This is a genomic window from Mesorhizobium sp. 128a (genome assembly GCF_053848025.1).
The window spans coordinates 1-24374 of the sequence record NZ_JBSPKY010000019.1; the positions used below are offsets into that span (position 1 = coordinate 1).

The window sequence follows — 24374 nt, forward strand, 5'->3', positions numbered from 1 at the left end:
CAAGGCAATCCGAAACCTGCTGCAGAGCCGCATCGTCGCCGATACGCTCATAGAGGGGCGTGCTGCCGACGACATCAGCTAAGAGCACTGCGGCTAGACATCTTTCCTGATCCATCGATCTCGTATCCGCACCGAGAACGCAGCGTGTATAACACACAACCTGGAAGCAGCGTGATCTCGAGTCATGGCGAAGGAACGCCGAGCTCCCCAACTGCAGCCCTTACGCGGAGTCATTATCAAACCTCCGATGATCGCTCATGGGCGCGAAGCAGCCATGCCGCCCCTCTGCTTTGGTGACAAGCAAAACAGCAGCCCTTACGACTCGTCCCTCTCATCGCGCAAATTAGACACAACGCGACGGTTCTGCGACCTGCAGGCGTTGTCGGGGCAGTCGCGGACGAGCCTGTCCTTGCCGTAGCCCTTGGCCCACATGCGGTTGCGGTCTATGCCGCCGGCGGCGAGGTAGTTCATCACTGCATCGGCGCGCTGCTGCGACAGCGCTGTTTCGCTTGCGCCGGGATCGTCGGCGAAACCCTGCAGCTTGAGCAGCCAGCGCGGATACTTTGACAACCAGGCGATTTGGGTGTCGAGGGTGGTCTTGGCGACAGAATCGAGCGCGGCCGAACCTTTCGTGAAATAGGTGCGGCGGCCGACATTGAGGATAAAATCCTCCTCGCTGCCCGGCTGCACGTTCTGGAAGCCGGCAATCTCGGCGTTGGTGACGTCGGGCGTGGGCGGGGCCAGCGTGTTGCTGGTCGAGCAGGATGCGGCCAACACCAGCAGGCCGGCGGCGATCAGCCGACGCGTGTTTTCAATCATGCGGTTCATGGTGCGCCATCATTCGACAGTGGTGGAAGCGGGCGCCTGGTCGGCGATGTGTGGCAGGACCTCCACCGCGGTGCCGATCGGGCACCGCTGGTAGAGGTCTATGATGTCTTCCGGGAACATGCGGATGCAGCCGCTGGAAGCGTCGGTGCCGATGCTCCATGGCTCCAGCGTGCCATGCAGGCGGTAGCCGATGTCGGCGCCGTCGCGGTACAGATAGAGCGCGCGCGGTCCGAGCGGATTGTTGGGCGCGCCGCCTGCGATCATGGGCGGTAGCTCCGGCCTGCGCTTAAGCATTTCGGGGGGCGGGACCCATTGCGGCCAGAGCGCGCGGCGGTCAATCGTCGCGCGGCCGTACCATTTGAAGCCCTCCTTGCCGACGCCGACGCCGTAGCGGATGGCGGTCTTGTTTTCCATGATGAGGTAGAGGAAGTGGTGGCGGGTATCGACCACGACGGTGCCGACCGGCTCGCTGCTGAAATACTTGACAATCTGGCGATGCCATCTCTTGTCGATCTTGGCGAAGTTGGTCTTGCGATAAACAAAACTGTTGTCGCTCGCGGTACCGGCGAAATAGGATTTTGCCGCCGCGGCTTGAGCGATATTGCCGGTTGCACCGACCGCGACCACCGCCAGGCCGCCGAGCACGACACCCCTGCGTGATAAAACCATCGGCAATCCCCCATGCCTTAAGCCTGACGGACCATAATTGAGAATTATTTTGCGTCAAAGCGGAAAATGCTGCAGTTGAGCCGACAGCGGAATGGCGGCTCCTGGCTCCGCAACGAAGGTTCCAGACGCTCAACCTTCTGGGAGAAAGTCGCGAATTGACCCCAAATGCGACTTTGATCTGCTGACCATCTGTTTCATTGCCGAGGTTTTCTATGAGCGAGCAAAATCGATATTCCTGGCGGGAGCGCATGACGATCCTCGGCGATGTCGAGGCGGCATCCTTCCTTCCGTGGATCGAGCGTCATGCCGCCAAGCTCGGGCTCGCGCAGGCCATATGCGTCGCCGGTCCCGATCGGATCGAGCTCGACGTCGCCGGTCCGGCCGAACTGATCGATATGATGGAGATGGGGTGCTCCCTTGGACCAATCGATGTCTGGGTCGAGACCATTCGCCGGACGCCGATCGTCAACGAATCGAGCTAAGGTTTGAGGCTCGCTGGCCCTGCCCGAGACGGGATGCCCTTTTTTTAGGCATTATTGTCAGTGAGGAAATATTGTGCAAACGTGACCGGACTAATTAGCAAATCCCTTGACCGCGAAACTGTGCTCGGGAAGATGCTGACATTTGAAAGTTGACGTATGCCACCCTATCCGACCGGCTCATGGATGCCAATTGCCCTCTCTGCGGACTTGCCGGCGGGAACCGTGATGCCGGCGCAATCCTCAGTCGGACCGATTGCCCTTTGGCGCAGCCGCTCCGGCCGCACGGCGGCCTTCGCCGACAGATGCCCTCATCGCGGCATGCGGCTTTCCCATGGCTTCGTGCGCGGTGAGGCCCTGTCCTGCATCTATCACGGCTGGAGCTATGCCCGGGCGGGAAACTGCCTGCGCATCCCGGCCCATCCGGGGCTGGCGCCGCCGGAGACGATTCGCGTCGCGACCCAGGCGGTCGAGGACAGCGGCGGGCTCATATGGATTTCCGTCGGCGAAGCCGCAGCCCCTCCGCCGCGGCTCGACGGCGTGGCCCCGCTGCGTTCCATGATGGTGGAAGCGGACGTCGCGGCGCTGGAGGCGGCCGCGGGCGCGAAGGCCGAGGGAGGCCTGCTCGACCATACCCACGATGGCCGGACGCTGCGGCTGCTGCTTGCCCCACAAGGGGAAGCGCGGACGCTCATGCATGTTCTGGTGGGCGAGGACGCCAATCCGACCGAGCGGATCGCCGCGTCGCGGGCCGCCGAAACGCTGCGGCGGGCGGCCGAGAGCATTCGGCGCAGCAGGGCCGTCCAATGACCCGCAACGCGATGATCGACGAATGGTATCCGGTCGGCCTTGCCAGCCAGCTCGATGCGCAGGGGCGCAAGACGACCCTCATGGGCGAACCGATCGACGTGCGGCTTGGCGACGACGGAAACGCCATGGTCACGGGGGGCAACGGACGCGCCCTACCGGTCTGCGTGCGCTATGGCCATGTCTGGTCGTCGCCCGGTGATCCGCAGAAGGCGCTGTTTGCGATCCCCGAGGCCGATCAGCCCGGCCGCCGGCTTGTCGATGTCGGGGTGGTGCGCGTGCGCTGCTCGCCGTTGCGCGCGGTGGAGAACTTCCTGGACATTGCGCATTTTCCGTTCGTCCATACCGACATATTGGGGGCCGAACCGCATACCGAGGTCCAGAGCTACAAGGTCGAGATCCGCGAGGACGAGGACGAGGTTTGGGCGACCCAGGTTAAGTTCTACCAGCCGCAGGCCGCCAAGTCGGCGGAAGGCGGCATAACCACGGAATACATGTATCGCGTTCCTGCGCCGACCTGCTCGATCCTCTACAAGACCTGTCCGCCGCGCCCGGGCGAATGGGACGTCATCACGCTTTTCGTGCAGCCTCTTGCCGAAGACCTATGCGACGTGTGGCCATGGATGGCGCTGTTCGATGACGAGACGCGATTGACAGACCTGATCCATTTCCAGCAGACGATCTTCGTCCAGGACCGGTCGATCCTTGAAAACCAGATTCCGGGGCTGCTGCCGCTCGATCCCGGCATGGAGATTCCCACGCGAGCCGACCTGACGTCGGTGGCCTACCGGCGCTGGCTGAAACGCCATGGCTACACCTACGGCGCGCAACTGGTGGCGCAATGAAGCTCTACGACTATGTGCTGTCGCCGAGCTGCTACAAGGCGCGCCTGATGGCTGCGCTGGCCGGGGTGAAGCTCGACATCCGGCCCGTCGACTTCCATCCCGGTGCCGAGCATCGCGGTCCCGAACTTATGGCGCTTAACCCGGCGGGTTCGATCCCGATCCTGGAGGATGGCGACCTCGTCCTGACCGAATCCTCGGCCATGCTTGTCTACCTCGCCGCGAAGGCGGCACCGCAATGGCTGGGCAACGATACGGCCGGAGAGGCGGCGCGCGTCCAGCAATGGCTTTCCTTCTCGCATCGGCTGACCGCCAGCCTGGGGGCGGCGCGCCTGCATGAAATGCTGCTGCGTCCGGGCGATATCGATGTCCTTCAGGGACAGGGGACAACGGCCCTGCGGGAGCTGGAAGCCGGCCTCGTCGAACAGCATATCCGCGGCCAGCGCTTCCTCGCGTCGGACCGGCCGAGTGTCGCCGACATCGCCTGTTTCCCCTATGTGGCGCTGGCGCCGGACGGCGGCGTCTCGCTCGATCCCTATCCCGTGATCCGGCTGTGGTCGCGGGCGATCCGCGGTCTCGACGGCTTCATCGAGATGCCCGGCATCCACCGGCTGCACGAGCTCAGACCCGAGCCCGCCCCAGGCGAGGCCTGACGTGGCGGGCTATCTGTTGAAGAACTGCGCTGCGGTCATCGTGGACGATGGCAACGGTCCGCGCGTCCATCGCAATGTCGATGTGTTGACCGACGGCCCGGCGATCCGGGCCATCGGCGAAGGCCTCGACAAGGAGGAACTGCCTGTCGGGACCGTCGCGCAGGATGCTGCCGGCTGGTTCGTCTATCCCGGCCTCGTCAACACCCATCACCACTTCTTTCAGTGCTTCGTGCGCAACCGCGCCGATCTGGACTGGACGAAGCTGTCGGTCATCGAATGGCTCGACCGCATCTATCCCATCTTCTCGCGGCTGACCGAGGAGTGCTTCTACCACGCATCGGTCACGGCCATGGCGGAGTTGATAAAGCACGGCTGCACGACGGCGTTCGACCATCAGTACTGCTTTCCGCGGCATGCCGGCAAAAGGCTGATCGACCGGCAGTTCGAGGCGGCCGAACTGCTCGGCATGCGCTTCCATGCCGGACGTGGCGGCAACACGCTGCCGAAATCGGAAGGCTCGACCATCCCCGACGCCATGCTGGAAACGACGGACGAGTTCATCGCCGACTGCGCCCGGCTGATCGACGCCTACCATGATGCCGGTCGCTTCGGCATGCGCCAGGTCGTCGTCGCGCCCTGCCAGCCGGTCAACTGCTATCGCGAGACATTCGTGGAATCGGTGGCGCTGGCGCGCGACCGCAAGGCGCGCATGCATACCCATGTCGGCGAGGGCGAAAGCCCGGTCATGCAGGCCCGCCATGGCCTGCGCACGGTGGATTATTGCGCGGAGATAGGCTTCTGCGGGTCGGATGCCTTCTATGCCCATTGCTGGGAGCTGACCCACGACGAGCTGCGCAAGATGGCCGCCAGCGGCACCGGCGTCGCGCACTGCCCGGAGCCGGTCTATCTCGTCGGCGCCGAAATCACCGACATACCGGCGATGTCGGCCCTCGGGCTTATTGTGGGCTTGGGTTGCGACGGCGCCGCCTCGAACGACAATTCCAACCTGATGCACTGCATCCACTCCGCCTACATGCTGCAATGCCTGTCGGCGTCGACGCGTGACCATCCGGTTCCGCCGCCGGCCGATTTCCTCGGCTATGCGACGACCGGGGGCGCGGCGCTGCTCGGGCGCGGCGACATCGGCAGGCTGTCGCCCGGCATGGCCGCCGACTTGTTCGCCATCGACACGCGGCGCATGGACTATGTCGGCACACGGCACGATCCGCTGAGCCTTCTGGCCAAGGTGGGCATCGGCACGCCGACCGACATGACGATGATCAACGGCCGCATCGTCTGGGCCAAGGGAGAATTCCCGGGGCTCGACGAGGCCAGGTTGTTCGCGCAAGCCGAGGCGGCGCTCGCGACCGTGGAATTCTAGAAGCCAAAACCAAAAGCAAGGGGAACCGACATGCTGACAAATCTTACCCGCAGAACATTGATGAAGGGCGCTGCCGCTACCGGGCTCGTCGCCGCGGTGGGTAGCCGCGCGCTTGCCGCCGACGAACCGCTGGGCATCGTGCTTGTGGTCCCCTCGCCGGTCGGCGACGTCGGCTGGGGCCGTGCGCTGGCCGACGGGCTCGAGCCGGTCAAGGCCGCCTACGGCGACAAGGTGAAGGTCACCATCATCGAGAACATTCAGGAAGGCCCCGACGCCGACCGCATCATGAACAAGGCGGTCGCCGACGGGAACAAGTTCCTGATCGCCGGTTCCTTCGGCTACCAGAACGGCGCCCTCCAGATCGCGCGCCGCAATCCCGACGTCACCGTGCTGCACGCTTCCGGTTACCAGGTGGCGCCGAACTTCTCGCCCTTTGCTGCCCAATATTCCCAGGGCACCTACCTGATGGGCATGGCGGCGGCCGCGCTTTCGAAGACCGGCAAGCTCGGCTCGGTCTCCGCCTTCGCCATTCCCGAGCTGATCACCTCCATCAACGCTTTCACGCTGGGGGCGCAGGCGGCGAAGCCCGATGTCGAGGTTTCGGTCGTATGGGTGAACTCCTGGTTCGATCCGGCCAAGGAGCAGGAAGCCGCCAAGGCGCTGCTGGCGCAGAAATGCGACGTCATCTTCTCCAACGCGCAGGACACGCCTTCCGTCATTGCGGCCTGCGAAGAGGCCGGCATCCCCGCCTTCAACCTCAACTCGTCGATGAAGAAATACGCGCCCAAGACCTATCTCGGCTGCGTGGCGACCGATTGGTCGCCCTTCTTCAAAGCCTCGGTCGACGCCCACCTTGCCGGTACCTTCAAGGGCGCCAACGCCTTCTTGGGTGTCGGCGACAAGGTCGTCGAAGTCGTCGACTGGAACCCGGGCATCCCGGCCGACATCATGACCAAGATCAAGGAGGTTGACGCCAAGATCGCCGACGGCAGCTTCTCGCCCTTTGCCGGTCCGATCACCAAGGCCGACGGCAGCGAAGGCGTTCCCGCCGGCAAGACAATGGCCGAAGCCGAGATCGTCGCCATGGACTGGCACGTCAAGGGTGTCACCACGCCGCTGCCCAAGTAATCCATGACCGCCCCGCTTCTGTCGCTGCGCGGCATCTCCAAGAGCTACGGCCAGATCCATGCCAATCGGGACATCGATCTGGACGTGGCTCCGCGCTCGATCCATGCGATCCTCGGAGAGAATGGGGCGGGCAAGTCGACGCTGATGAAGCTGATATACGGCGTCGAGGAGCCGGACGCCGGAACAGCGACCTGGAAAGGAGAGACCCTCGCGCTTGCGTCGCCGGCGGACGCGAGGCGCAAGGGTATTGGCATGGTCTTCCAGCATTTCTCGTTGTTCGAGACGCTGACGGTGGTGGAGAACGTCCGGCTGGTCGTGCCCGGGAAAAAATCGGATCTTGCGCAAGGCATCCGCAAGCTCGGCCGCGACTTCGGCCTGGAGGTCGATCCGCTTGCCCACGTGCACGCGCTCTCGGTCGGAGAGCGGCAGCGGGTGGAAATCATCCGCTGCCTGATGACCGAACCGCAGCTCCTGATCCTCGACGAACCGACCTCCGTCCTGCCGCCACAATCGGTCGACAGGCTGTTTGAGACATTGCGGCGGCTGCGCGACGGCGGCGTGTCCATTCTGTTCATCTCGCACAAGCTGGAGGAGATCCGTGCGGTCTGCGACCGCGCGACCATCCTGCGCGGCGGGCGCATCACCGGCCATGTGGATCCGAGTGACCACGACGCGCACGACCTCGCCCGCATGATGATCGGCCGCGATATGCCGCAGCCCATGCCGGCGGTTGCGCATTCCGGCGGGGAAAAGCGCCTTGAAATCCTCGGCCTAGAGCATCGGTCGGACGATCCCTTCGCCGTGGCGCTTTCCGACGTCAGCCTGACGGTCCGGGCAGGCGAGATTCTCGGTATCGCCGGCATATCGGGCAATGGGCAGAGCGAACTCGCTGCGCTGATCTCGGGCGAGACGGTGCTGCCGCGCGACAAGTCAGAGCGTATCTTTATGATGGGAAGGGATGTCGGCGCGCTCGACGCGGCGGCCCGCCGCCGGCTGGGCTTCGCCTTCGTTCCGGAGGAACGGCTGGGCCGCGGCGCGGTGCCGGAAATGTCGCTCGTCCTCAACAGCCTTCTGACCGCCCATTCCTCCGGCCTCTTGAAACGAGGCCTCGTCGACGCGGCCCGCGCCAAGGCTTTCACCGAGGACTGCATCCGGCAATACGACGTGCGCACGCCGGGTTCCGAAACGGAGGCCGGGGCGCTTTCGGGGGGCAATCTGCAGAAGTTCATCGTAGGCCGCGAGATCATGCTGTCCCCGAAATTGCTGTTCGTGGCGCAGCCAACCTGGGGCGTGGACATCGGTGCGGCATCCGCCATCCGCCGGCGCCTTGTCGCCCTGCGCAACGAAGGCATGGGCATCCTGGTCATCTCGGAGGAACTGGAGGAACTGTTCGAGCTTTGCGATGTGATCCAGGTGATCCATCAGGGCCGGCTGAGCCCACCGCTGGTGACGCGCGACACCAGGCCCGAGGAGATCGGCCGCTACATGATCGGCGCGCATTCGACGGCCGAAAAGGTCCCCGCATGAGCGCTCTGTCTCGGCCGTTCCTTCCCGTTCTGGTTCGCCGGGAGCACGCCTCGCTTGCAATCAAGCTGGTCGCCCCGCCCGCCGCGCTCGGCCTGGCGACGCTGCTCAATTTCGCGCTCTACCTCCTGATGGGCCGCGATCCGGCTGCCGTTTTCCACGCGATGCTTCTGGAGCCCTTCCTATCCTGGGCCTCCTTCTCGGAAGTCCTGCTGAAGATGGGGCCGCTGCTACTGATCGCTCAGGGGCTTGCCATCGGCTTTCGCGCAAAGGTCTTCAACATCGGCGCCGAGGGCCAGTTCATCCTCGGCGCGATCTTCGCGTCGGCCATTCCCATTTGGCTCCCGCAGGCAACGGGCCAGTGGATCTGGCCCGCCATGCTCGTCCTCGGCGCGCTGGGCGGCGCGCTTTGGGCCTCGTTCACGGCGTTCTGGCGCGTGCGGCTCAATGCAAACGAGATCCTTGTATCGCTTATGCTGGCGCTCGTTGCCGCGCAACTGCTCAACTATCTGCTTCTCGGCCCCTGGAAGGACCCGGCCGGCTTCAACTTCCCGCAGTCGGTGATGTTCCAGTACGACGCGACGGTGCCGATCCTGATCCCCGGCACCCGCGTCAACCTCTCGCTGCTTATCGCCTTCGCTTTCTCCCTCGCGGCCTGGGTCTTGATGCAGAGGAGTTTCGCCGGCTACAAGCTGCAGGTCGGCGGCCTTGCGCCGCGCGCGGCCGGATACGCCGGCTTCACCGAAGGACGCGCGATCTGGCTTTCCCTCCTCATCGGCGGCTTCGCGGCAGGCCTGGCCGGGGCGGCCGAGGTGGCCGGGCCGCTCGGCCAGTTGCAGCGCTCCATCTCGACCGGCTACGGCTATGCGGCCATCATCGTTGCCTATCTGGGTGGCCTTCACCCGATAGGCATCGTTTTTTCCGCGCTGCTCATGGCGGCCCTCTATATCGGCGGCGACAACGCCATGGTCTCGGCAAATCTGCCGGTCGCCGCGGTCCGGGTCTTCCAGGGCAGCCTGCTGCTCGCCTATCTCGTCGCCATCGCCTTCGTCCGCTACCGGCTCGAATGGCGCCATGCCGCTCACGGAAACGCTCCATGAATGCCCTCGAGTTCATCGTCGCCGGAATGCTGGCGGCGGCCACGCCGTTTCTTTTGGCAGCGCTGGGCGAAATGGTGGCCGAGCGGGCCGGCGTCCTCAATCTCGGCGTGGAGGGACTGATGGCCATGGGGGCGGTCATCGCCTTCATCATCGTCTATCACGGCGGCGGTCACCTCCTGGGTTTCCTCGCCGCGGGCCTCGCCAGCACGGCTCTTTCCCTTGTCTTTGCCGTCATCGCGCTGGGGTTCCGCGCCAACCAGGTCGCGGTGGGTCTCGCCATCGGCATACTCGGCCAAGGCCTCTCGGCACTGTTCGGCAAGAGCTATGAGAGCCTCACGGTCAAAGGCCTACCGAAGCTTTCATTGCCCTGGCTTTCAGATATCCCGGTCATCGGCGGCCTGTTCGTCGAGGACGTCGTCGTGTGGCTCTCGCTTGCTGCGACCGTCGCCATCTGGGCGATATTCGCCTACACCAAGACCGGCCTTGTCGTGCGCGCCGTCGGCGAGAATCCCAAGGCGGCCCGTGCGCTCGGCTATCCGGTAATCGCCGTGCGTTTCGCCGCGGTCGCTTTCGGCGGCGCGTTGGCGGGTTTCGCCGGTGCCTACGCGGCCGTGGTCTACACTCCGCTCTGGGCCGATGGCATGATCGCCGGGCGCGGCTGGATTGCGATCGCGCTCGTGGTCTTCGGCACTTGGCTTGCCAGCCGTATCTTCCTCGGTGCTTGCCTCTTCGGCGCCGTGTCCCTCGCAAGTCTCGCGGCCCAGACAACTGGGCTCGACGTTTCCTCGCAACTTCTATCGAGCCTACCTTATCTCGTGACAATCGTCGTGCTGGGCATAATTTCTTCGAACCGGCGTCTGCTCAAACTCAACGGCGTGGCTTCGCTGGGAGAGCCTTTCGAACAATAGTGTCGCTCGCGGCCCGGGCGCGCAATAACCCGACATCTGAGCGCAGATCGCACCGTCCCTGGGGCGTGAAGGCTGCACGCAATCGCGGCAACCATCCCCTTCGCACGTCGTTACCGCCTTTTGCCGCACGCATCGCCCAAGGGTCTTTCCAGCCTCGAAATAGCTGGACTATACATGACTGCACAAACCTGACTGACGAACCGGAGGACAATCGAACTTAAGAACAGGCATAACTCGCCCTTTGATATTAAACAATTCTGGTGGTGCAGGCAGTCGTCAGCGAACCAGTCTCTGTCAGATTTCCCTGTTAGGCGTGGAAAAACAGCGAATTTACAAACATTTTGAGAAGCTTGGCCAATTCGGGTCTGAAATCTTGCGTCAGATTCAAGGATTTGGCACAGATTTCCCTATGAAGGCGAACAGGGAAATGATCGTTGGCTAACAGGGAACCCTCGACAGCTATGTCGTGGCTGTAGCTCAAAGGGATAGCTAACGTCTTTAAACGACAAAAATTCGGTCCAGTCGGCATCGGAAGCCATCTGCTCACACCATTTTTAGTCGAACGTCCGATCGACACGCACTCACGCGCGCCGCTGAGAGCCGGCCATGATGATTACCGGCGGGTATAGTGCGGCGACGGCTTTTCCACACAGCATGACATAGTGAGTGGCGATGCCCGGCGGCCTACCACTCCTGCCCAATGACAACGCTTCGATTGGCGGTTGAACGGAAAAGAAACCATTCAGCATCAAACTACTGCTTTTTGATGCACCTTTCGAAACGTCGGAACGAGCGCTGGTCGAGCCGACAACGATGCCCCAGGTGAACGGTACCCATGAAGAGTTTGACAATACGCCACCGCATCCTCGTCAGTTTCGCTGCCGTCCTGGTGGTGATGTGCGTGATAGCCGTCGTCGCGTATGCCTGGTTTCTCCAGGCCGAGCAGGAGGCGACAGAGGTCGAAAAGGGCATCCTCCCGGACCTCTATCACAGCACCGAGATCATGATCGGCCAGATGACGGCCCATAGCCTGCTTCAGGAGTATGCGCTCCAAGACAACCCATCGGATAAACGCACGCTTGAAAGCGCGATCGCGACCAATCGCGACCAGGTGCAGCGGCAGATGGACGACTATGAAGCGACAATTGTCTCCGATGTCGACAAACAGAATTATGCGGCCGTCAAAGAACTCGCCAACCAATTTCGCCAAGCTGAAACTGCTGTGCTGGACGCAAGCAGGGCTGCCTTGTCGAAAGGTGAAACTCCAAATGAGGGCCCGGCCATCAAGGACACCACAGAGCCGATCTTTCTAAAATTGCAGTCCGCTCTGCAAGCCATGGTCGAGGACCACAGAGGCGAGGCAGACAGCGCGACGCAGCGGATCAGCTCGATCGTGAGAACGGCGGAATTGGGTTTGAGCGTTGGCTTGCTGGTAGCCCTCGGGCTGGCCCTGCTTTTGGGTTACCAGCTGTTTCGCGCCATCACAGGTCCGCTCACCCGTCTGGTCGACGCGGTTCAGATGATGCGGCAAGGCGACTTCAGCGAACGCATCGAATTGAAGCGCCGGGACGAATTCAGCGTGCTTGCGGATGGCTTCAACGCAATGGCGGACGATCTCACCACCCTCATTGGGCAGGTTCAAAGGTCCAGCATCCAGGTCAGCACGTCGATCACGGGGATCGCCGCCACCTCCAAGGAACAGCAGGCAACCGCCACTGAAATCGCGGCGACCACCACGGAGATCCGCGCGACAGCCAAGGAAATCTCCGCTACGTCAAACGAGCTCGTCCGGACGATGAACGAGGTCTCGACAGTTGCCGAGCAGACGGCCGCCGTCGCCGGCGGAGGGCAAGCGGGACTAACCCGCATGGAAGAAACCATGCATCAGGTCATGGAAGCTGCGGCCGCCATCAATTCCAAACTGGCGATCCTGAGCGAGAAAGCCGGCAGCATCAACCAGGTGGTGACGACCATCACCAAAGTCGCCGATCAGACGAACTTGTTGTCGCTCAACGCTTCCATCGAGGCGGAGAAGGCAGGCCAATATGGCCGGGGCTTTGCAGTGGTGGCGACCGAAATCCGAAGGCTCGCGGACCAGACGGCCGTGTCCACCTACGATATCGAGCAGATGGTCAAGGACATCCAGTCGGCGGTTGCGGCCGGGGTGATGGGAATGGACAAGTTTTCAGAACAGGTCCGCAGGGGCATGCAGGAAATCCAGCAGGTCGGCGGGCAACTGTTCGAAATCATTCAGCAGGTTCAGGGCCTGGTGCCACGTTTCGAAGTCGCCAATGAAGGCATGCAAGCCCAGGCGACCGGCGCCGGCCAGATCAGCGACACGCTGACCCAGTTGAGCGAGGCGGCTCAGCAAACAGTCGAATCTCTTCAGCAATCGACGCTCGCGATCGACGAGCTCAATCAAGTCTCGGGCGGGCTGCGAGGCAGCATTTCAAGGTTCAAGCTGAGAGCATAGCGAGCTCGCTGTCGGAGGTGATAATGCTATTCCTCGCCTTCAGCATGGGTACGGATCGCTACCTGATCGATGTGCACCAGATTGAAGAGGTGTTGCCCTATATCGATGTTAAAGCGCTGCCTGGCGCGCCGACCGGTGTGGTCGGTCTGGTCAACTATAACGGAACACCCATCCCGCTGATCGATGTTACTCTTCTGGCGCTTGGCCGCCCATCGGAGCCGCTGTTGAGCACCCGCATCGTTGTGACCCGCCATCCGACGCAAGATGGCGAGCAACGCCTGCTGGGGCTGATCGCGGAACGGGTGACGGATACGCTCGAACGGGACCCTGCCGATTTCGCGCCTTTCGGACTTGAGCCGGGAACGCCGCCCTATCTTGGTCCGGTGGCTTCGGATGGCCCGGAGATCATTCAGTGGGTCAAGGCGGAAGCGCTGCTTTCGGAAGAGATCCGTACCGCGTTGCTCCGCCAGGCCGAGATGGGTGGTTGATGACCGGTGCAGTCGAAAAGCTCCTGACGGAAACCATCGGACTGGACACTGCCAGCGTTGGTCCAACCGTGGTCCGTCAGGCGGTCAAGGACCGGATGGCAGCATGCCGGATAACCGACCCTCAGGCCTATTGGGAACATCTGATCGGTTCCGCGCAGGAGCTGCAAGAGCTGATCAATGCGGTGGTGATACCGGAGACCTGGTTCTTTCGCGACCGGGAAGCATTCACGATGCTGGCGCGGCATGCGCGCGAGCACAAGTGTGCCCAGCCAATAAAGGTCTTGAGCCTGCCATGTTCAACCGGCGAGGAGGCCTATTCAGTTGCCATGGCCCTGTTCGATGCCGGCTTTGCGGCACACGAATTCAAGATCGATGCCGTCGACGTCAGCAGCCGCAATATCGCGATGGCTGAACGCGCTGTCTATGGGCGCAATTCGTTTCGGGGCAGCTATCTCGATTTCAAGGATCGCTATTTCGAAGCGGCCGAGGGCGGGTTGCGCCCGAATGCTGCGGTGCTGAAACAGGTTCGGTTCAGGGTCGGAAACCTGTTCGATTCTCGCGCGTCTTTCGGGCAAGAGGTCTATGACATCCTGCTCTGCCGCAATTTGCTGATCTATTTCAATCGAGAGCTGCAGGATCGCGCATTGATCTGCCTGAAGGACCTCATGGCCAAGGACGGACTTCTTCTGGTCGGTCCGGCGGAAGCGGCGCTTCCAAGGCTGCACGGCCTCGTTTCCGCTGAATGGCCACTGGCCTTCGCCTTCCTGAAGTCTGAGCCCGTGAAGACCGCGGCCCCGAAAGTTTCCGCCGCCGTTCCTGTGCGGCCCCCAACCCCGAAGGTCAACAAGGCCAAGCCTGTTGTTCCGCCTCGGCCGGCAATCGGTAAGGAAGGTCGCGTGCAGGCCACAGCCAAGCCGCTTGACCAGCTCGCGGAAAGCCTGATTGCGGTTGAGCGGATCGCCAATGCGGGCCGGGTAAAGGAGGCACAGGAAGTCGCCCTAGCGCATCTCAAGGCATTCGGTCCTTCGGCGGAAATCTTCTACCTGCTGGGCCTCGTTCAGGATGCGGATGGCGCTGCGCCCGAAGCTGCGCAAAGCTATCGGAGGGCGCTCTATCTCGCGCCAAATCATCGGGAAGCTCTCGTCCATCTGGCTTTGCTGCTTCGAAAGCAAGGCGACCATAGCGGCGCCGAGGCATTGGCCGGCCGGCTGGATCGGGCCCAGAAAAGGAGCGGCAGCTGATGGCGGCTTCGACAGGGATCGCTCAGCCGGTGGAGGAGATTGAAATCGACGACTGCTGGCGCCGGATCGGCGTGCGCGGCGACAAGTCATGTCCGCTGCTGGAGCAGCATCTCCACTGCCGAAATTGCCCCACCTACAAGAAGATTGCACGGGGCCTCCTCGACCGTGCAGTGCCCTCGGCACATCGCGGCGAATGGCCTGACAAGTCTGGTCGTGCCGAGCTCGGTTTGGCGGACGACGAGGCGCTGCAGACTGCCGTCCTCTTCCGTTTGGGAGAGGAATGGCTGGCGCTTCCGGTCGGTATTTTTCATGAAGTGGCTGAATCCCGTCGCGTTCATTCGCTTCCACATCGCAGGAACAGCGCGGTGCTCGGCATTGCCAATGTCCGTGGTGAACTACTGATCTGCCTGTCGCTCGCTGAATTGCTGGGTATAGACGATCGCAAGGAGGGCGAACAAGGCGCACGAAGCAAGGCATTTCGCCGGCTGGTCGTGGTGGGCGAGCGCGACAAGCGGGTTGCTTTTACGGTCGACGAGATCCACGGCTTACACCGCTACCGGGAACAAGACACGCTCGCTGTGCCGGCCACGATCGGCAAGGCGCTGTCGGCCGCCACGGTTGCCGTGCTGCCATGGCAGGGACGAGCCGTTGGCTGTCTCGACCCGGGCCAATTGCTCACGATGCTGGATCGGAGCATCGCATGACAGACGAGGACTTCAACCAGGTTTCGATGCTGAGCCTCTTCCAGGCCGAACTGGAGACGCAATCGCAGGCTTTGACCTCCGGTCTTCTGGCACTCGAACGCGATCCTGTCGCCTCCGACGCCCTGGAAGCATGCATGCGGGCCGCGCATTCCCTGAAAGGAGCCGCCCGCATCATTGACCTGATGCCTGCAGTCAAAGTTGCAAACGCCATGGAAGATTGCCTGGTCGCCGCGCAACGCGGGCATCTCAGGGTGCGACGGGAGCATATCGATGCGCTTCTGCAAGGCACAGACCTTCTGAAGTTGATCGCATCGGGACCATCGAGCGAGAGCGTGTCCCCTGAAGTCGAAGCCTTTCTCGCCAAGTTCGCAAAATTGTCTCTCCCCGACGCCACCCACTTGCCCCGCAAATCCGAAATTGATTTCGCGGATGCCCAGGGGGAGCTGGCGACGACCCTTTCAGCGAGCCTCCTGGTGGGCGCGGAACCGCAAAGGCAAGGAAGCATCGGCTCCGACAGAATGGTTCGGGTGACGGCGGACAGCCTGAACCGATTGCTCGGGCTGGCCGGCGAGTCGCTGATGGAAGCGCGGCGGCTCAGGCCGTTCGCCGACGGGCTGCTGCGGCTGAAGCGACTTCAATCGGACGTCGCAAGTGCGTTCGACGACCTTCATGCAGTGCTGCCGGCTGTTTCAAAGGACGAAGCAGTGGTGGAGGCGCTGGCCGAAGCGCAGCGAAAGCTTCGGCTGAGCCAGGCGTTCCTGGTGGAGCGTCTCGATGAACTGGATTCAGTAGATCGAAAGGCCACCGATCTTGCCAACAGATTGTACGACGAAACGTTGGCGAGCCGGATGCGGCCGTTTGAAGACGGCGTGCGGCACTATGCGAGGATGGTCCGCGACCTCGGTCGTACCCTCGGCAAGCGGGTGCGGCTGGAGATCGTAGGCGGCTCCACCGGCATCGACCGCGACATCCTCGAACAACTCGACGCACCTCTGGGGCATCTCCTGCGCAACGCCGTAGACCACGGGCTTGAACCGCCCGCGGAGCGCGTCGCGGCAGGCAAACCAGAGGACGGGCTCATCAGGCTCGAAGCGCGGCACAATGCCGGCCTGCTGCAAATAACCGTGGTGGACGACGGCAGGGGCATCGACCTGGCGGAGCTGCGCGAGACGATCGTCGCCCGGCAGCTCGCAACCCGGGAAAGTGCCGACACACTCAGCGAAACGGAATTGCTCGCCTTCCTGTTTCTGCCGGGCTTTTCGATGAAACTGGGCCTTACAGACGTCTCCGGCCGTGGTGTGGGGCTCGACGCTGTGCAGGCGATGACCAAGGAGGTCCGCGGTATCACCAGCGTCTCCTCGGAATTCGGGCACGGAACTAGGTTTCAACTGCAACTGCCGCTGACGTTGTCGGTCCTGCGCACGCTGCTCGTCGATGTCGATGGCGAGCCCTATGCGTTTCCGCTCGCTGCCATTTCGAAGACACTGAAATTGCAGCGGACGCAGATCAATCTCCTTCAGGGCCGGCCGCATTTTCGTCTGAACGACCGACAGATCGGGCTGATCACGGCACGCGAGGTGCTGAACCGTGGTGAGCCCGGATCCGAACCGGACGCTCTCTCGGTCGTCGTCGTGGATGCCGGTCAGGGCGAAGCATACGGCATGATCGTCGATCGTTTCCTCGGCGAACGCGAGCTAGTGATCCGGCCTCTCGATCCCCGCTTTGCCAAGATCAAGGACATCAGCGCGGCGGCCCTGATGGAAGACGGTTCGCCTGTCCTGATCTTCGACGTGGATGATCTGGTAAGATCGGTGGAGAAGCTTGCATCGTCCGGCGGATTTCGAGCCCTTCGGCGTGCCGCGGGCGGTCCAGAACCCGGCAGGCGCAAGCGCGTGCTGGTGATTGACGATTCACTCACGGTTCGCGAACTCCAGCGCAAGATGCTGGGCAATCACGGTTATGAGGTCGAAGTGGCGGTCGACGGCATGGACGGGTGGAATGCCGTCCGCTCCGGCCCCTTCGATCTTGTCGTCACCGACATCGACATGCCGCGCATGGACGGCATCGAACTGGTGAGCTTGATCCGAAAGGACGCTCATCTCAAGAACACGCCGATCATGATCGTTTCGTACAAGGATCGCGAGGAAGACCGCTCGCGCGGACTTGACGCCGGCGCGGACTACTATCTGACCAAGGGCAGCTTTCAGGACGAGGCGCTGATTCATGCCGTCGTGGACATGATTGGCGAGGCGACCGGATGAGATCGAAATTGGAAGCCAACGAATGAGAATCGGCATAGTCAACGATATGCCGATGGCGGTCGAGCTTCTGCGCCGGCTGGTCGTGTCGACCCGCGAACATCAGGTCGCATGGATGGCGACCAATGGTCGTGAAGCCGTCGAGGCCTGCAGACGTGACCTGCCGGATCTGATACTCATGGATCTAGCAATGCCAGAGATGGACGGCGTGGAAGCGACCCGCAAGATCATGGCAGAAACCCCGTGCTCGATCTTGCTGGTAACCGCCAGTATCGAAGCCAACGTCGCCGGGGTCTACGAAGCAATGGGTCATGGCGCGCTCGATGCAGTTGATATTCCGTCGGTGGGCATCGCAGGCAACGCCTCCTCGCAATCCGCACGGCTTCTGACCAACAAGATTGCAACGATCGGTAAGCTGGTCCGTGATGTGCCATCCAAGGCAAGTGGGCGGATATCAGTTGCAGCCGACCCCTCCCCTCGACGCCTGGTTGCGATCGGCGCCTCGGCGGGCGGGCCGGCTGCCGTTGCAAAGGTGCTCAGCGCATTTCCCATTGATTTTGGCGGCGCAATCGTGCTCGTCCAGCATCTCGATGCTCAGTTCATTCCAGGCCTTGCCGATTGGCTCGGGCAGCATACCCCGCTTCCGATCCGTGCGGCGCAGGAAAAGGACAGGCCTCAAGCGGGCACCGTTCTTGTCGCCAGTTCGGATGATCATCTGGTTTTCAAGTCGGCTCAGCAACTTGGCTACACGTCCAGCCCCAAGGACAACGTCTATCGGCCGTCCGTGGATGTGTTTTTCGAAAGCGCGGCGCAATGGTGGCCGGGTTCGGTAATTGGGGTCCTGCTTACCGGCATGGGCAGGGATGGGGCGCGCGGGCTGAAACAACTCCGCGACAAGGGGCATCTCACAATCGCGCAGGATGAAGCAACCAGTGCCGTCTATGGCATGCCTAAGGCCGCCGCTGCGATCGGTGCGGCGGTTGATATTCTTCCTTTGAGCGCTATCGGCTTACGCATTATCGAAGCCTGCGGGCGCCCCACGTGAAAGGGCTCGTCTGATGACGCAAGATCCAGAGCCGGTGCCGCCACTGGCAGATAATTATTCGTCGATGGTTCTGCTCATCGATGATCAGGTCATGGTTTGCGAGGCGGTCAGGCGCGCCCTGGCCAACGAGCCCGATATCGCCTTGCACTTCTGCACCGACCCGTTGAAGGCGATGGCCGTCGCGGATGAGGTAAAGCCAACCGTTATCCTGCAGGACCTCGTCATGCCCGGGGTCGACGGGCTGCATCTGGTGAAGGAATACAGGAAGCATTCGTCGACACACTCGGTTCCAGTCATTGTGCTGTCGAGCAAGGAAGATCCAGCTACCAAGGGCGAAGCCTTCGCTGCCGGAGCCAACGACTATCTCGTCAAACTGCCGGATCGCATCGAGCTGATTGCGCGCATTCGATATCACACGCGGGCCTATCTGGATCATGTCCAGCGAGACGCGGCGTACCGCGCGCTGAGGGAAAGCCAGCGACAGCTGATCAGCGCAAATCTCGAGCTTGAGCGTTTGACGCGGATCGATGGCCTGACGGGTCTCGGCAACAGGCGCTATTTCGATGAATATCTGGCGGCTGAGTGGAAACGCGCTCTTCGCGCACAGTCCCCGTTGTCGCTATTGATGATCGATGCCGACAACTTCAAACGATACAACGATGCCTATGGCCACATGGCCGGCGATGAGGTGCTCAAGCAAATCGCCCGGGTAATCCAGGGCAGTTCCGGCCGCTCCACCGATCTCGCTGCGCGCTACGGAGGCGAAGAGTTTGTCATCGTTCTGGTCGACACTTTGCTGGAACAATCGAGCAGCATCGCGGAGCGGCTCGTCCAGAGCGTGCGGAACCTGAACATCCCGCACGGCCCGGATCGGGTGACCATCAGCGTCGGCGTCGCGACAACAGTGCCCAACGAGAACGAGACACCAAACGATTTCGTCAATGCCGCCGATCTGGCGCTCTTCCGCGCTAAGTCGGAAGGACGAGATCGAGTGGCGCTTCACGTCCCCCGCAGCTAGAGAAGCTCGATGGAGGGCCTGGTCGATGTATTCTTGGATGTCGGCCGTTCGCGGCTCGATCCTTTCCATACTTCGCGAAACTCGACCCACTCCTGGATGGGCATCGGCGCGATCTACGCCGATCGGCTGGCGCGCCGAGGCTATGATTTGATCCTTGTCGCTCGTAACCGTGAACGTCTCGAAGAGCTGGCAAATCGCCTCCGCGGTGAGACCGGCAGGATCGTGGAAGTCGTCACTGCGGATCTCAATAACCGCAGCGATCTCGGCCTTATCGAAACCCTGCTCGGCACCGACACCAGAGTCACGATGCTGGTCAACAATGCAGGCATCGGCGCCATGGACACGTTGCCTGCGTCCAATGTGGATAAGATGGACGACATCATCGCGCGAGGTGCTGGCGGGACGTTTGGCGGAGGAAGTTTTATGCTCGCAACCAGCGAAAATTGGGCGTATCGTGGCATATCGTCGGTTGCTAATACTGGGGCCGGCGACTGAGAGCGCAAGACTCCCGCATCAAGACTCTGGGCGCGCTCGTAATTTGCTGTGTTCGGCGCCCTCACGAGACTGTCTGCCTCTGCCGAAACCTCTTTTGCTCGGTTCTGGCCAGAATTGCCTTTTTGCAGTTCGGAAGGGAGGAGCGTTCCGATGCAGATCATCCAGAACCGCCGTCATTTCCTGGCGGGTGCAATGGCAGGCGCTGCCAGTATCGTCGGACTTCCGAAGTCACTCCACGCGGAACCGCCGCTGGAAACGACCACGGTTCGTCTGCCGCGTTGGGTTGGTGGTTCCTATTGCTGGGCAGGCGCTTACATCGCCGGGGAATTGATGCGCGCAGATGGCTTCACAGACGTTCGCTACGTAGAAGGCGATAGGAGCGTCGACCAATCGGAGTGGATCGCACGCGGTGAGACGGATTTCTCTGTGAACTTTCCGCCGAACCAGATCGCGTCGATCGATGGCGGCGTGCCAATCAAGGTGCTAACCGGCCTGCATTCGGGATGCCTCGAACTGATCGCCAAGGAGCGCATCCGCAGTGTCACGGATCTGCGGGGCATGAGGGTGGGCGTGGACGGTTTCAACAACTCGCGACACGTGTGGCTGTCCCTCATGTCCGCCTATGTCGGGCTCGATCCCGTCAACGATGTCCAGTGGGTCTTGACTGAAGACGTCAAGCCGACGGAACTCTTCATCCAGGGGAAGATCGACGCATTCCTCGGCACGCCGCCCCAGCCGCAGCAGCTGCGCGCCAAGAAGATCGGCCACACGATCCTCAACAATGCCGTCGACCGCCCATGGTCACAGTATTTCTGCTGCATGATCTCCGCCACCACGGACTACGTGAACAGGTACCCGGTGGCGACCAAGCGGGTCTTGCGATCTATCCTCAAGGCCGCCGACGTCTGCGTGTCGGATCCGCAACTTGTAGCCCGGCAGATGGTCGATCGCGATTTCGTCCCATCGTATGACTACGCGCTCCAGACGCTCAAGGACATCCGATACGACCGCTGGCGCGAATTCGATCCTGAAGACTCCCTGCGGTTCTACACGCTGCGCATGCAGGAGACGGGCATGATCAAATCGAGCCCGCAACAAATCATCGCCGACGGAACGGACTGGCGCTTCCTCAATGAGTTGAAGCGTGAGCTGAAAACCTGATCCCATTTGTCTCAAGGGGAGACGTGGACATGGAAATCATCCAAAGCCGCCGGCGCTTCCTGGCCGGCCTTTCGGCAGCCGGCGCTACGAGCCTAGTTGGGGTTCGCCAGTCGCTCGCCTCAGACCCACCGCCAGAGACGACGCGGATCCGGCTCGTCCGGATTCCCAGCATCTGTCAGGCCCCCCAGTATGTAGCCGAAGAACTGCTGCGCAGCGAAGGGTTCACTGAGGTGCACTACCTCCAAAAGGAGGGGACCGCAGACATCGCGCCCGCGCTTGCCTCTGGTGAAGCCGATCTCAGTGCGCATTTCGCCGCCCCGCTCCTTCTCCGCCTGGAAGCAGGGGATCCCATCGTCATCCTGGCAGGACTCCACGTCGGCTGCTTTGAGCTGTTCGGCACCGATCGCATCCAAGCGATCCGCGACCTCAAGGGGAAGACCGTTGCCGTGCCAGCGCTAGATTCCAGCCGATACGTGTTTCTCGCCGCGATGACGGCTTATGTGGGCCTGGACCTCCATAAGGATATACACTTCGTCACGCATCCGGGACCCGAGTCCATCCGGCTCCTAAGTGAGGGGAAGATCGACGCCTACCTGGGCTTTCCCCCCGAACCGCAGGAGATGCGGGAGCGGCAGATCGGCCATGTGGTGATTAGCAGCACCGTGGACCGGCCCTGGTCGCAATACTTCTGCTGCATGCTGGCTGGGAACCGGGAGTTCGTCCGCACGAATCCGGTGGCCACCAAACGCGCCCTCCGCGCCATCTTGAAAGCGGCGGATTTCTGCACCAGCGAGCCCGAGCAGTCCGCCCAGTTCTTGGTGGAGCAGGGCTATACTAAGCGCTATGATCATGCCCTCCAGGTCATGAAGGCTATCCCCTACGGTTGGCGTGAGTATAGCGCTGAGGACACTCTGCGCTTCTACGCCCTGCGTCTCCACGAGGTCGGGATGCTCGAGAGCACCCCCCAGAAGCTCTTGGCCCAGGGCACCGACTGGCGTTTCTTCAGCGAACTGAAGAAGGAGTTGAAGACGTAGGCATTCGCCAACACGCCGCGTGCCCTATCGAGGGAAGGAGAGGCCTATGCAGATCATCCAGAACCGCCGCCGTTTCCTAGCCGGCGCCGCGTCAGCCGGCGCCGCGGGCCTTATCGGCACCTCGACACAAGCCTGGGCTGAGCCGTTGCCGGAGACCACCTCGGTCCGCCTGCCGCGGTGGATCGATGGCGCCTATTGCTGGGCTGGCCTGTATCTTGCCGGAGAACTGCTGCGCGCAGACGGCTTCACCGACGTCGAATACGTACAAGGCGACACCAGCGTCGAGCAGGGAGTGTGGATGGCCCGCGGGGAGACGGATTTCAGTGTGAACTATGTGCCCATTCATATCGCGTCTATAGATGCCAGCGTGCCGATCAAGATTCTTACCGGATTGCATGCCGGATGCCTCGAACTGATCGCCAATGACAAGGTCGAAACCATCTCAGACCTCAGGGGCAAGCGGGTGGGCATGCATGATCCAGAGTCCACGTCGCACGTGATGGTTGCCTTGATGGCTGCCTACATCGGACTCGACCCCGTGAACGACATCGAATGGGTCGTTGAGAAGGGAGATGCGGCAAAGGGCTTTGTCGAAGGAAGGTACGATGCATACCTCTTCACGCCGCCCGCGACGCTGAAGCTGCGCGCCAGGAAGATCGGCCACACGATCCTCAACACGACGCTCGACCGACCCTGGTCCCAACATTTCTGCTGCATGATCTCGGCCAGAGCGGAATATCAGGACAGGTATCCGGTTGCCACCAAACGGGTGCTCCGAGCCATTCTCAAAGGTGCCGATTCCTGCGTGTCCGATCCGGAATGGAGCGCGGGGCAACTGGTCGAACGAGGCTTTCTCCCTGACTACGGGCTCGCCCTGCAGACGCTCAACAACACGCGCTACGACGCCTGGCGGGATTACGACGCCGAAGCGTCGATGCGCTTCTACGCGCTGCGCATGCACGAAACGCGCATGATCAAGTCGAGCCCGCAACAGATTATCGCCGATGGAACGGATTGGCGCTTCATCGACGAGCTTAAGCGCGAGTTGAAGACGTGAGCAGCCAACCGGCACATTGTGCCCTTTTATGAGGAAGGAGAGGCCCATGCAGATCATCCAAGATCGCCGCACCTTCATTGCCGGCGCTGCGGCGACCGGCGCCGCAAGTCTCATCGGCCCAACGACTGAGGCCTGGGCCGAGCCGCCCCTGGAAACGACCACTGTCCGCCTAGGGCGGTGGATCGGTGGTGCCTATTGCTGGGGGTCCCTCTACCTCGCTGGAGAACTTCTGCACGCCGACGGCTTTACCGATGTCCGCTACGTGCAGGGCGACACCAGCGTCGACAATTCTCAGTGGCTCGCCCGCGGTGACACGGATTTCGATTTCAATATGCCGTCGATGCACATCCGGATCATCGAGGCCGGCGCACCGATCAAAGTGCTGACCGGTGTTCACGTCGGGTGCTGGGAGCTGAGGGCCGGTAACAGCGTCAATAGTATTGCGGATCTGAAGGGCAAGCGCGTGGGGGTTTGGCAAATGAATGATCACCCACAAGTTTTCCTGAGCCTCATTGCCAACTATGTGGGACTCGATCCAGTCCACGACGTTCAGTGGGTCGTAGGCGCTTCCCCGATGCAGGGTTTCATCGACGGGAAAGTCGATGCGTTCCTCGCCGGCACGGAAGAAATCCAGATGCTGCGCGCGGAGAAGATCGGCCACACGATCATCAGCAACGCCGTCGACCGCCCGTGGTCCCAGTATTTCTGCTGCATGGTCGCTGGCAGCGTGGATTATGTGGACAAATACCCGGTGGCTACCAAGCGCGTCCTGCGTGCCATCCTCAAGTCCGCCGATTTCTGCGCGGCAGACCCGACATCGGCGGCGCGCGAGCTGGTCGATCGAGGGTTCCTGCCCAGCTACGACATCGCACTGACAACGCTGCGAGAGACCCAGCACGACAAGTGGCGAGACTTCGATGCAGAGGATTCGGTCCGCTTCTACGCATTGCGGATGCAGGAGACGGGCATGATCAAATCGAGCCCGCAACAGATTATCGCCGACGGCACGGACTGGCGCTTCATAAACGAGCTTAAGCGCGAGTTGAAGACGTGAGAGGCGCAACTCGAAAGACTGCTGAAG

Annotated in this window: 23 protein-coding genes; 21 read left to right on the forward strand and 2 right to left on the reverse strand. The window is 62.0% G+C overall.

Annotation, left to right across the window (positions count from 1 at the left end; all coding sequences use genetic code 11):
- Window positions 1-315: 315 nt before the first annotated feature.
- Both ACWTU9_RS26010 and ACWTU9_RS26015 read right to left on the reverse strand, forming a co-directional pair.
- Window positions 316-828, reverse strand: a complete 513-nt coding sequence (locus ACWTU9_RS26010) for an OmpA family protein (RefSeq protein WP_454585414.1) — start codon at window positions 826-828, stop codon at window positions 316-318.
- Window positions 829-837: 9 nt separating this feature from the next.
- Window positions 838-1497: a L,D-transpeptidase gene (locus ACWTU9_RS26015; protein WP_455860816.1), complete on the reverse strand. Its 660-nt coding sequence runs from the start codon at window positions 1495-1497 to the stop codon at window positions 838-840.
- Between the two features lie 212 nt (window positions 1498-1709).
- On the opposite strand from ACWTU9_RS26015, the gene ACWTU9_RS26020 reads away from it, so the two are divergent.
- From ACWTU9_RS26020 to ACWTU9_RS26120, 21 genes are all read left to right on the forward strand, one after another.
- Window positions 1710-1979, forward strand: coding sequence for an acylphosphatase (locus ACWTU9_RS26020; RefSeq protein WP_455860817.1), 270 nt, complete (start codon window positions 1710-1712; stop codon window positions 1977-1979).
- Window positions 1980-2135: 156 nt separating this feature from the next.
- Window positions 2136-2786 (forward strand): aromatic ring-hydroxylating oxygenase subunit alpha, encoded by a 651-nt coding sequence (locus ACWTU9_RS26025; protein ID WP_455860818.1) that lies wholly within the window; start codon window positions 2136-2138, stop codon window positions 2784-2786.
- On the forward strand, window positions 2783-3628 hold the full coding sequence (locus ACWTU9_RS26030; protein ID WP_454585418.1) for an aromatic ring-hydroxylating dioxygenase subunit alpha: 846 nt from the start codon (window positions 2783-2785) through the stop codon (window positions 3626-3628). The genes ACWTU9_RS26025 and ACWTU9_RS26030 overlap by 4 nt, the downstream gene beginning before the upstream one ends.
- Window positions 3625-4278 carry a glutathione S-transferase family protein gene (locus ACWTU9_RS26035; RefSeq protein WP_454585419.1) on the forward strand — a complete coding sequence of 218 codons (654 nt, stop codon included), beginning with the start codon at window positions 3625-3627 and terminating at the stop codon, window positions 4276-4278. Before ACWTU9_RS26030 ends, ACWTU9_RS26035 begins: the two co-directional genes overlap by 4 nt.
- Window position 4279: 1 nt before the next feature.
- Window positions 4280-5659, forward strand: coding sequence for an amidohydrolase (locus ACWTU9_RS26040; RefSeq protein ID WP_455860819.1), 1380 nt, complete (start codon window positions 4280-4282; stop codon window positions 5657-5659).
- 33 nt (window positions 5660-5692) lie between these two features.
- The gene (locus tag ACWTU9_RS26045; protein ID WP_455860917.1) at window positions 5693-6787 is read left to right on the forward strand and encodes a BMP family ABC transporter substrate-binding protein; all 1095 of its coding nucleotides are present in this window, start codon (window positions 5693-5695) and stop codon (window positions 6785-6787) included.
- 3 nt (window positions 6788-6790) lie between these two features.
- Complete coding sequence (locus ACWTU9_RS26050) at window positions 6791-8314, forward strand: ABC transporter ATP-binding protein (RefSeq protein ID WP_455860820.1); 1524 nt, start codon at window positions 6791-6793, stop codon at window positions 8312-8314.
- On the forward strand, window positions 8311-9411 hold the full coding sequence (locus ACWTU9_RS26055) for an ABC transporter permease (RefSeq protein WP_455860821.1): 1101 nt from the start codon (window positions 8311-8313) through the stop codon (window positions 9409-9411). Before ACWTU9_RS26050 ends, ACWTU9_RS26055 begins: the two co-directional genes overlap by 4 nt.
- A complete protein-coding gene (locus tag ACWTU9_RS26060) occupies window positions 9408-10319 on the forward strand; it encodes an ABC transporter permease (RefSeq protein WP_455860822.1) in 912 nt (303 codons plus the stop codon). The genes ACWTU9_RS26055 and ACWTU9_RS26060 overlap by 4 nt, the downstream gene beginning before the upstream one ends.
- 835 nt (window positions 10320-11154) lie before the next feature.
- Window positions 11155-12792 (forward strand): methyl-accepting chemotaxis protein, encoded by a 1638-nt coding sequence (locus ACWTU9_RS26065; protein ID WP_455860823.1) that lies wholly within the window; start codon window positions 11155-11157, stop codon window positions 12790-12792.
- Between the two features lie 23 nt (window positions 12793-12815).
- Entirely contained in the window at window positions 12816-13280 is a 465-nt protein-coding gene (locus ACWTU9_RS26070) for a chemotaxis protein CheW (RefSeq protein WP_454585425.1), read from the forward strand.
- Window positions 13280-14521, forward strand: a complete 1242-nt coding sequence (locus tag ACWTU9_RS26075) for a CheR family methyltransferase (protein WP_455860824.1) — start codon at window positions 13280-13282, stop codon at window positions 14519-14521. Before ACWTU9_RS26070 ends, ACWTU9_RS26075 begins: the two co-directional genes overlap by 1 nt.
- On the forward strand, window positions 14521-15225 hold the full coding sequence (locus tag ACWTU9_RS26080; RefSeq protein ID WP_455860825.1) for a chemotaxis protein CheW: 705 nt from the start codon (window positions 14521-14523) through the stop codon (window positions 15223-15225). The genes ACWTU9_RS26075 and ACWTU9_RS26080 overlap by 1 nt, the downstream gene beginning before the upstream one ends.
- Window positions 15222-17486 (forward strand): hybrid sensor histidine kinase/response regulator, encoded by a 2265-nt coding sequence (locus ACWTU9_RS26085; protein WP_455860826.1) that lies wholly within the window; start codon window positions 15222-15224, stop codon window positions 17484-17486. The genes ACWTU9_RS26080 and ACWTU9_RS26085 overlap by 4 nt, the downstream gene beginning before the upstream one ends.
- A gap of 22 nt (window positions 17487-17508) precedes the next feature.
- A complete protein-coding gene (gene cheB / locus ACWTU9_RS26090) occupies window positions 17509-18528 on the forward strand; it encodes a chemotaxis-specific protein-glutamate methyltransferase CheB (RefSeq protein ID WP_455860827.1) in 1020 nt (339 codons plus the stop codon).
- Between the two features lie 64 nt (window positions 18529-18592).
- The gene (locus tag ACWTU9_RS26095; protein ID WP_455860918.1) at window positions 18593-19546 is read left to right on the forward strand and encodes a diguanylate cyclase; all 954 of its coding nucleotides are present in this window, start codon (window positions 18593-18595) and stop codon (window positions 19544-19546) included.
- A 96-nt stretch (window positions 19547-19642) separates the two neighbouring features.
- Window positions 19643-20041 (forward strand): SDR family NAD(P)-dependent oxidoreductase, encoded by a 399-nt coding sequence (locus ACWTU9_RS26100; protein WP_455860919.1) that lies wholly within the window; start codon window positions 19643-19645, stop codon window positions 20039-20041.
- Window positions 20042-20191: 150 nt separating this feature from the next.
- Window positions 20192-21202 carry an ABC transporter substrate-binding protein gene (locus ACWTU9_RS26105; protein WP_455860828.1) on the forward strand — a complete coding sequence of 337 codons (1011 nt, stop codon included), beginning with the start codon at window positions 20192-20194 and terminating at the stop codon, window positions 21200-21202.
- A 29-nt stretch (window positions 21203-21231) separates the two neighbouring features.
- The gene (locus ACWTU9_RS26110; protein WP_455860829.1) at window positions 21232-22236 is read left to right on the forward strand and encodes an ABC transporter substrate-binding protein; all 1005 of its coding nucleotides are present in this window, start codon (window positions 21232-21234) and stop codon (window positions 22234-22236) included.
- Window positions 22237-22282: 46 nt separating this feature from the next.
- Complete coding sequence (locus ACWTU9_RS26115; protein WP_455860830.1) at window positions 22283-23293, forward strand: ABC transporter substrate-binding protein; 1011 nt, start codon at window positions 22283-22285, stop codon at window positions 23291-23293.
- Between the two features lie 46 nt (window positions 23294-23339).
- Window positions 23340-24347, forward strand: coding sequence for an ABC transporter substrate-binding protein (locus tag ACWTU9_RS26120; RefSeq protein WP_455860831.1), 1008 nt, complete (start codon window positions 23340-23342; stop codon window positions 24345-24347).
- Window positions 24348-24374 lie beyond the last annotated feature (27 nt).

Bases quoted from the DNA above. Each gene is read 5' to 3' on its own strand.
- ACWTU9_RS26015 (WP_455860816.1), bottom strand. From the start codon at position 1,497: ATGGTTTTATCACGCAGGGGTGTCGTGCTCGGCGGCCTGGCGGTGGTC.
- ACWTU9_RS26025 (WP_455860818.1), top strand. From the start codon at position 2,136: ATGCCACCCTATCCGACCGGCTCATGGATGCCAATTGCCCTCTCTGCG.
- ACWTU9_RS26020 (WP_455860817.1), top strand. From the start codon at position 1,710: ATGAGCGAGCAAAATCGATATTCCTGGCGGGAGCGCATGACGATCCTC.
- ACWTU9_RS26030 (WP_454585418.1), top strand. From the start codon at position 2,783: ATGACCCGCAACGCGATGATCGACGAATGGTATCCGGTCGGCCTTGCC.
- ACWTU9_RS26065 (WP_455860823.1), top strand. From the start codon at position 11,155: ATGAAGAGTTTGACAATACGCCACCGCATCCTCGTCAGTTTCGCTGCC.
- ACWTU9_RS26010 (WP_454585414.1), bottom strand. From the start codon at position 828: ATGAACCGCATGATTGAAAACACGCGTCGGCTGATCGCCGCCGGCCTG.
- ACWTU9_RS26085 (WP_455860826.1), top strand. From the start codon at position 15,222: ATGACAGACGAGGACTTCAACCAGGTTTCGATGCTGAGCCTCTTCCAG.
- ACWTU9_RS26095 (WP_455860918.1), top strand. From the start codon at position 18,593: ATGGTTCTGCTCATCGATGATCAGGTCATGGTTTGCGAGGCGGTCAGG.
- ACWTU9_RS26080 (WP_455860825.1), top strand. From the start codon at position 14,521: ATGGCGGCTTCGACAGGGATCGCTCAGCCGGTGGAGGAGATTGAAATC.
- ACWTU9_RS26075 (WP_455860824.1), top strand. From the start codon at position 13,280: ATGACCGGTGCAGTCGAAAAGCTCCTGACGGAAACCATCGGACTGGAC.
- ACWTU9_RS26120 (WP_455860831.1), top strand. From the start codon at position 23,340: ATGCAGATCATCCAAGATCGCCGCACCTTCATTGCCGGCGCTGCGGCG.
- ACWTU9_RS26105 (WP_455860828.1), top strand. From the start codon at position 20,192: ATGCAGATCATCCAGAACCGCCGTCATTTCCTGGCGGGTGCAATGGCA.
- ACWTU9_RS26070 (WP_454585425.1), top strand. From the start codon at position 12,816: ATGCTATTCCTCGCCTTCAGCATGGGTACGGATCGCTACCTGATCGAT.
- cheB (WP_455860827.1), top strand. From the start codon at position 17,509: ATGAGAATCGGCATAGTCAACGATATGCCGATGGCGGTCGAGCTTCTG.
- ACWTU9_RS26100 (WP_455860919.1), top strand. From the start codon at position 19,643: ATGGGCATCGGCGCGATCTACGCCGATCGGCTGGCGCGCCGAGGCTAT.
- ACWTU9_RS26035 (WP_454585419.1), top strand. From the start codon at position 3,625: ATGAAGCTCTACGACTATGTGCTGTCGCCGAGCTGCTACAAGGCGCGC.
- ACWTU9_RS26050 (WP_455860820.1), top strand. From the start codon at position 6,791: ATGACCGCCCCGCTTCTGTCGCTGCGCGGCATCTCCAAGAGCTACGGC.
- ACWTU9_RS26055 (WP_455860821.1), top strand. From the start codon at position 8,311: ATGAGCGCTCTGTCTCGGCCGTTCCTTCCCGTTCTGGTTCGCCGGGAG.
- ACWTU9_RS26060 (WP_455860822.1), top strand. From the start codon at position 9,408: ATGAATGCCCTCGAGTTCATCGTCGCCGGAATGCTGGCGGCGGCCACG.
- ACWTU9_RS26115 (WP_455860830.1), top strand. From the start codon at position 22,283: ATGCAGATCATCCAGAACCGCCGCCGTTTCCTAGCCGGCGCCGCGTCA.
- ACWTU9_RS26110 (WP_455860829.1), top strand. From the start codon at position 21,232: ATGGAAATCATCCAAAGCCGCCGGCGCTTCCTGGCCGGCCTTTCGGCA.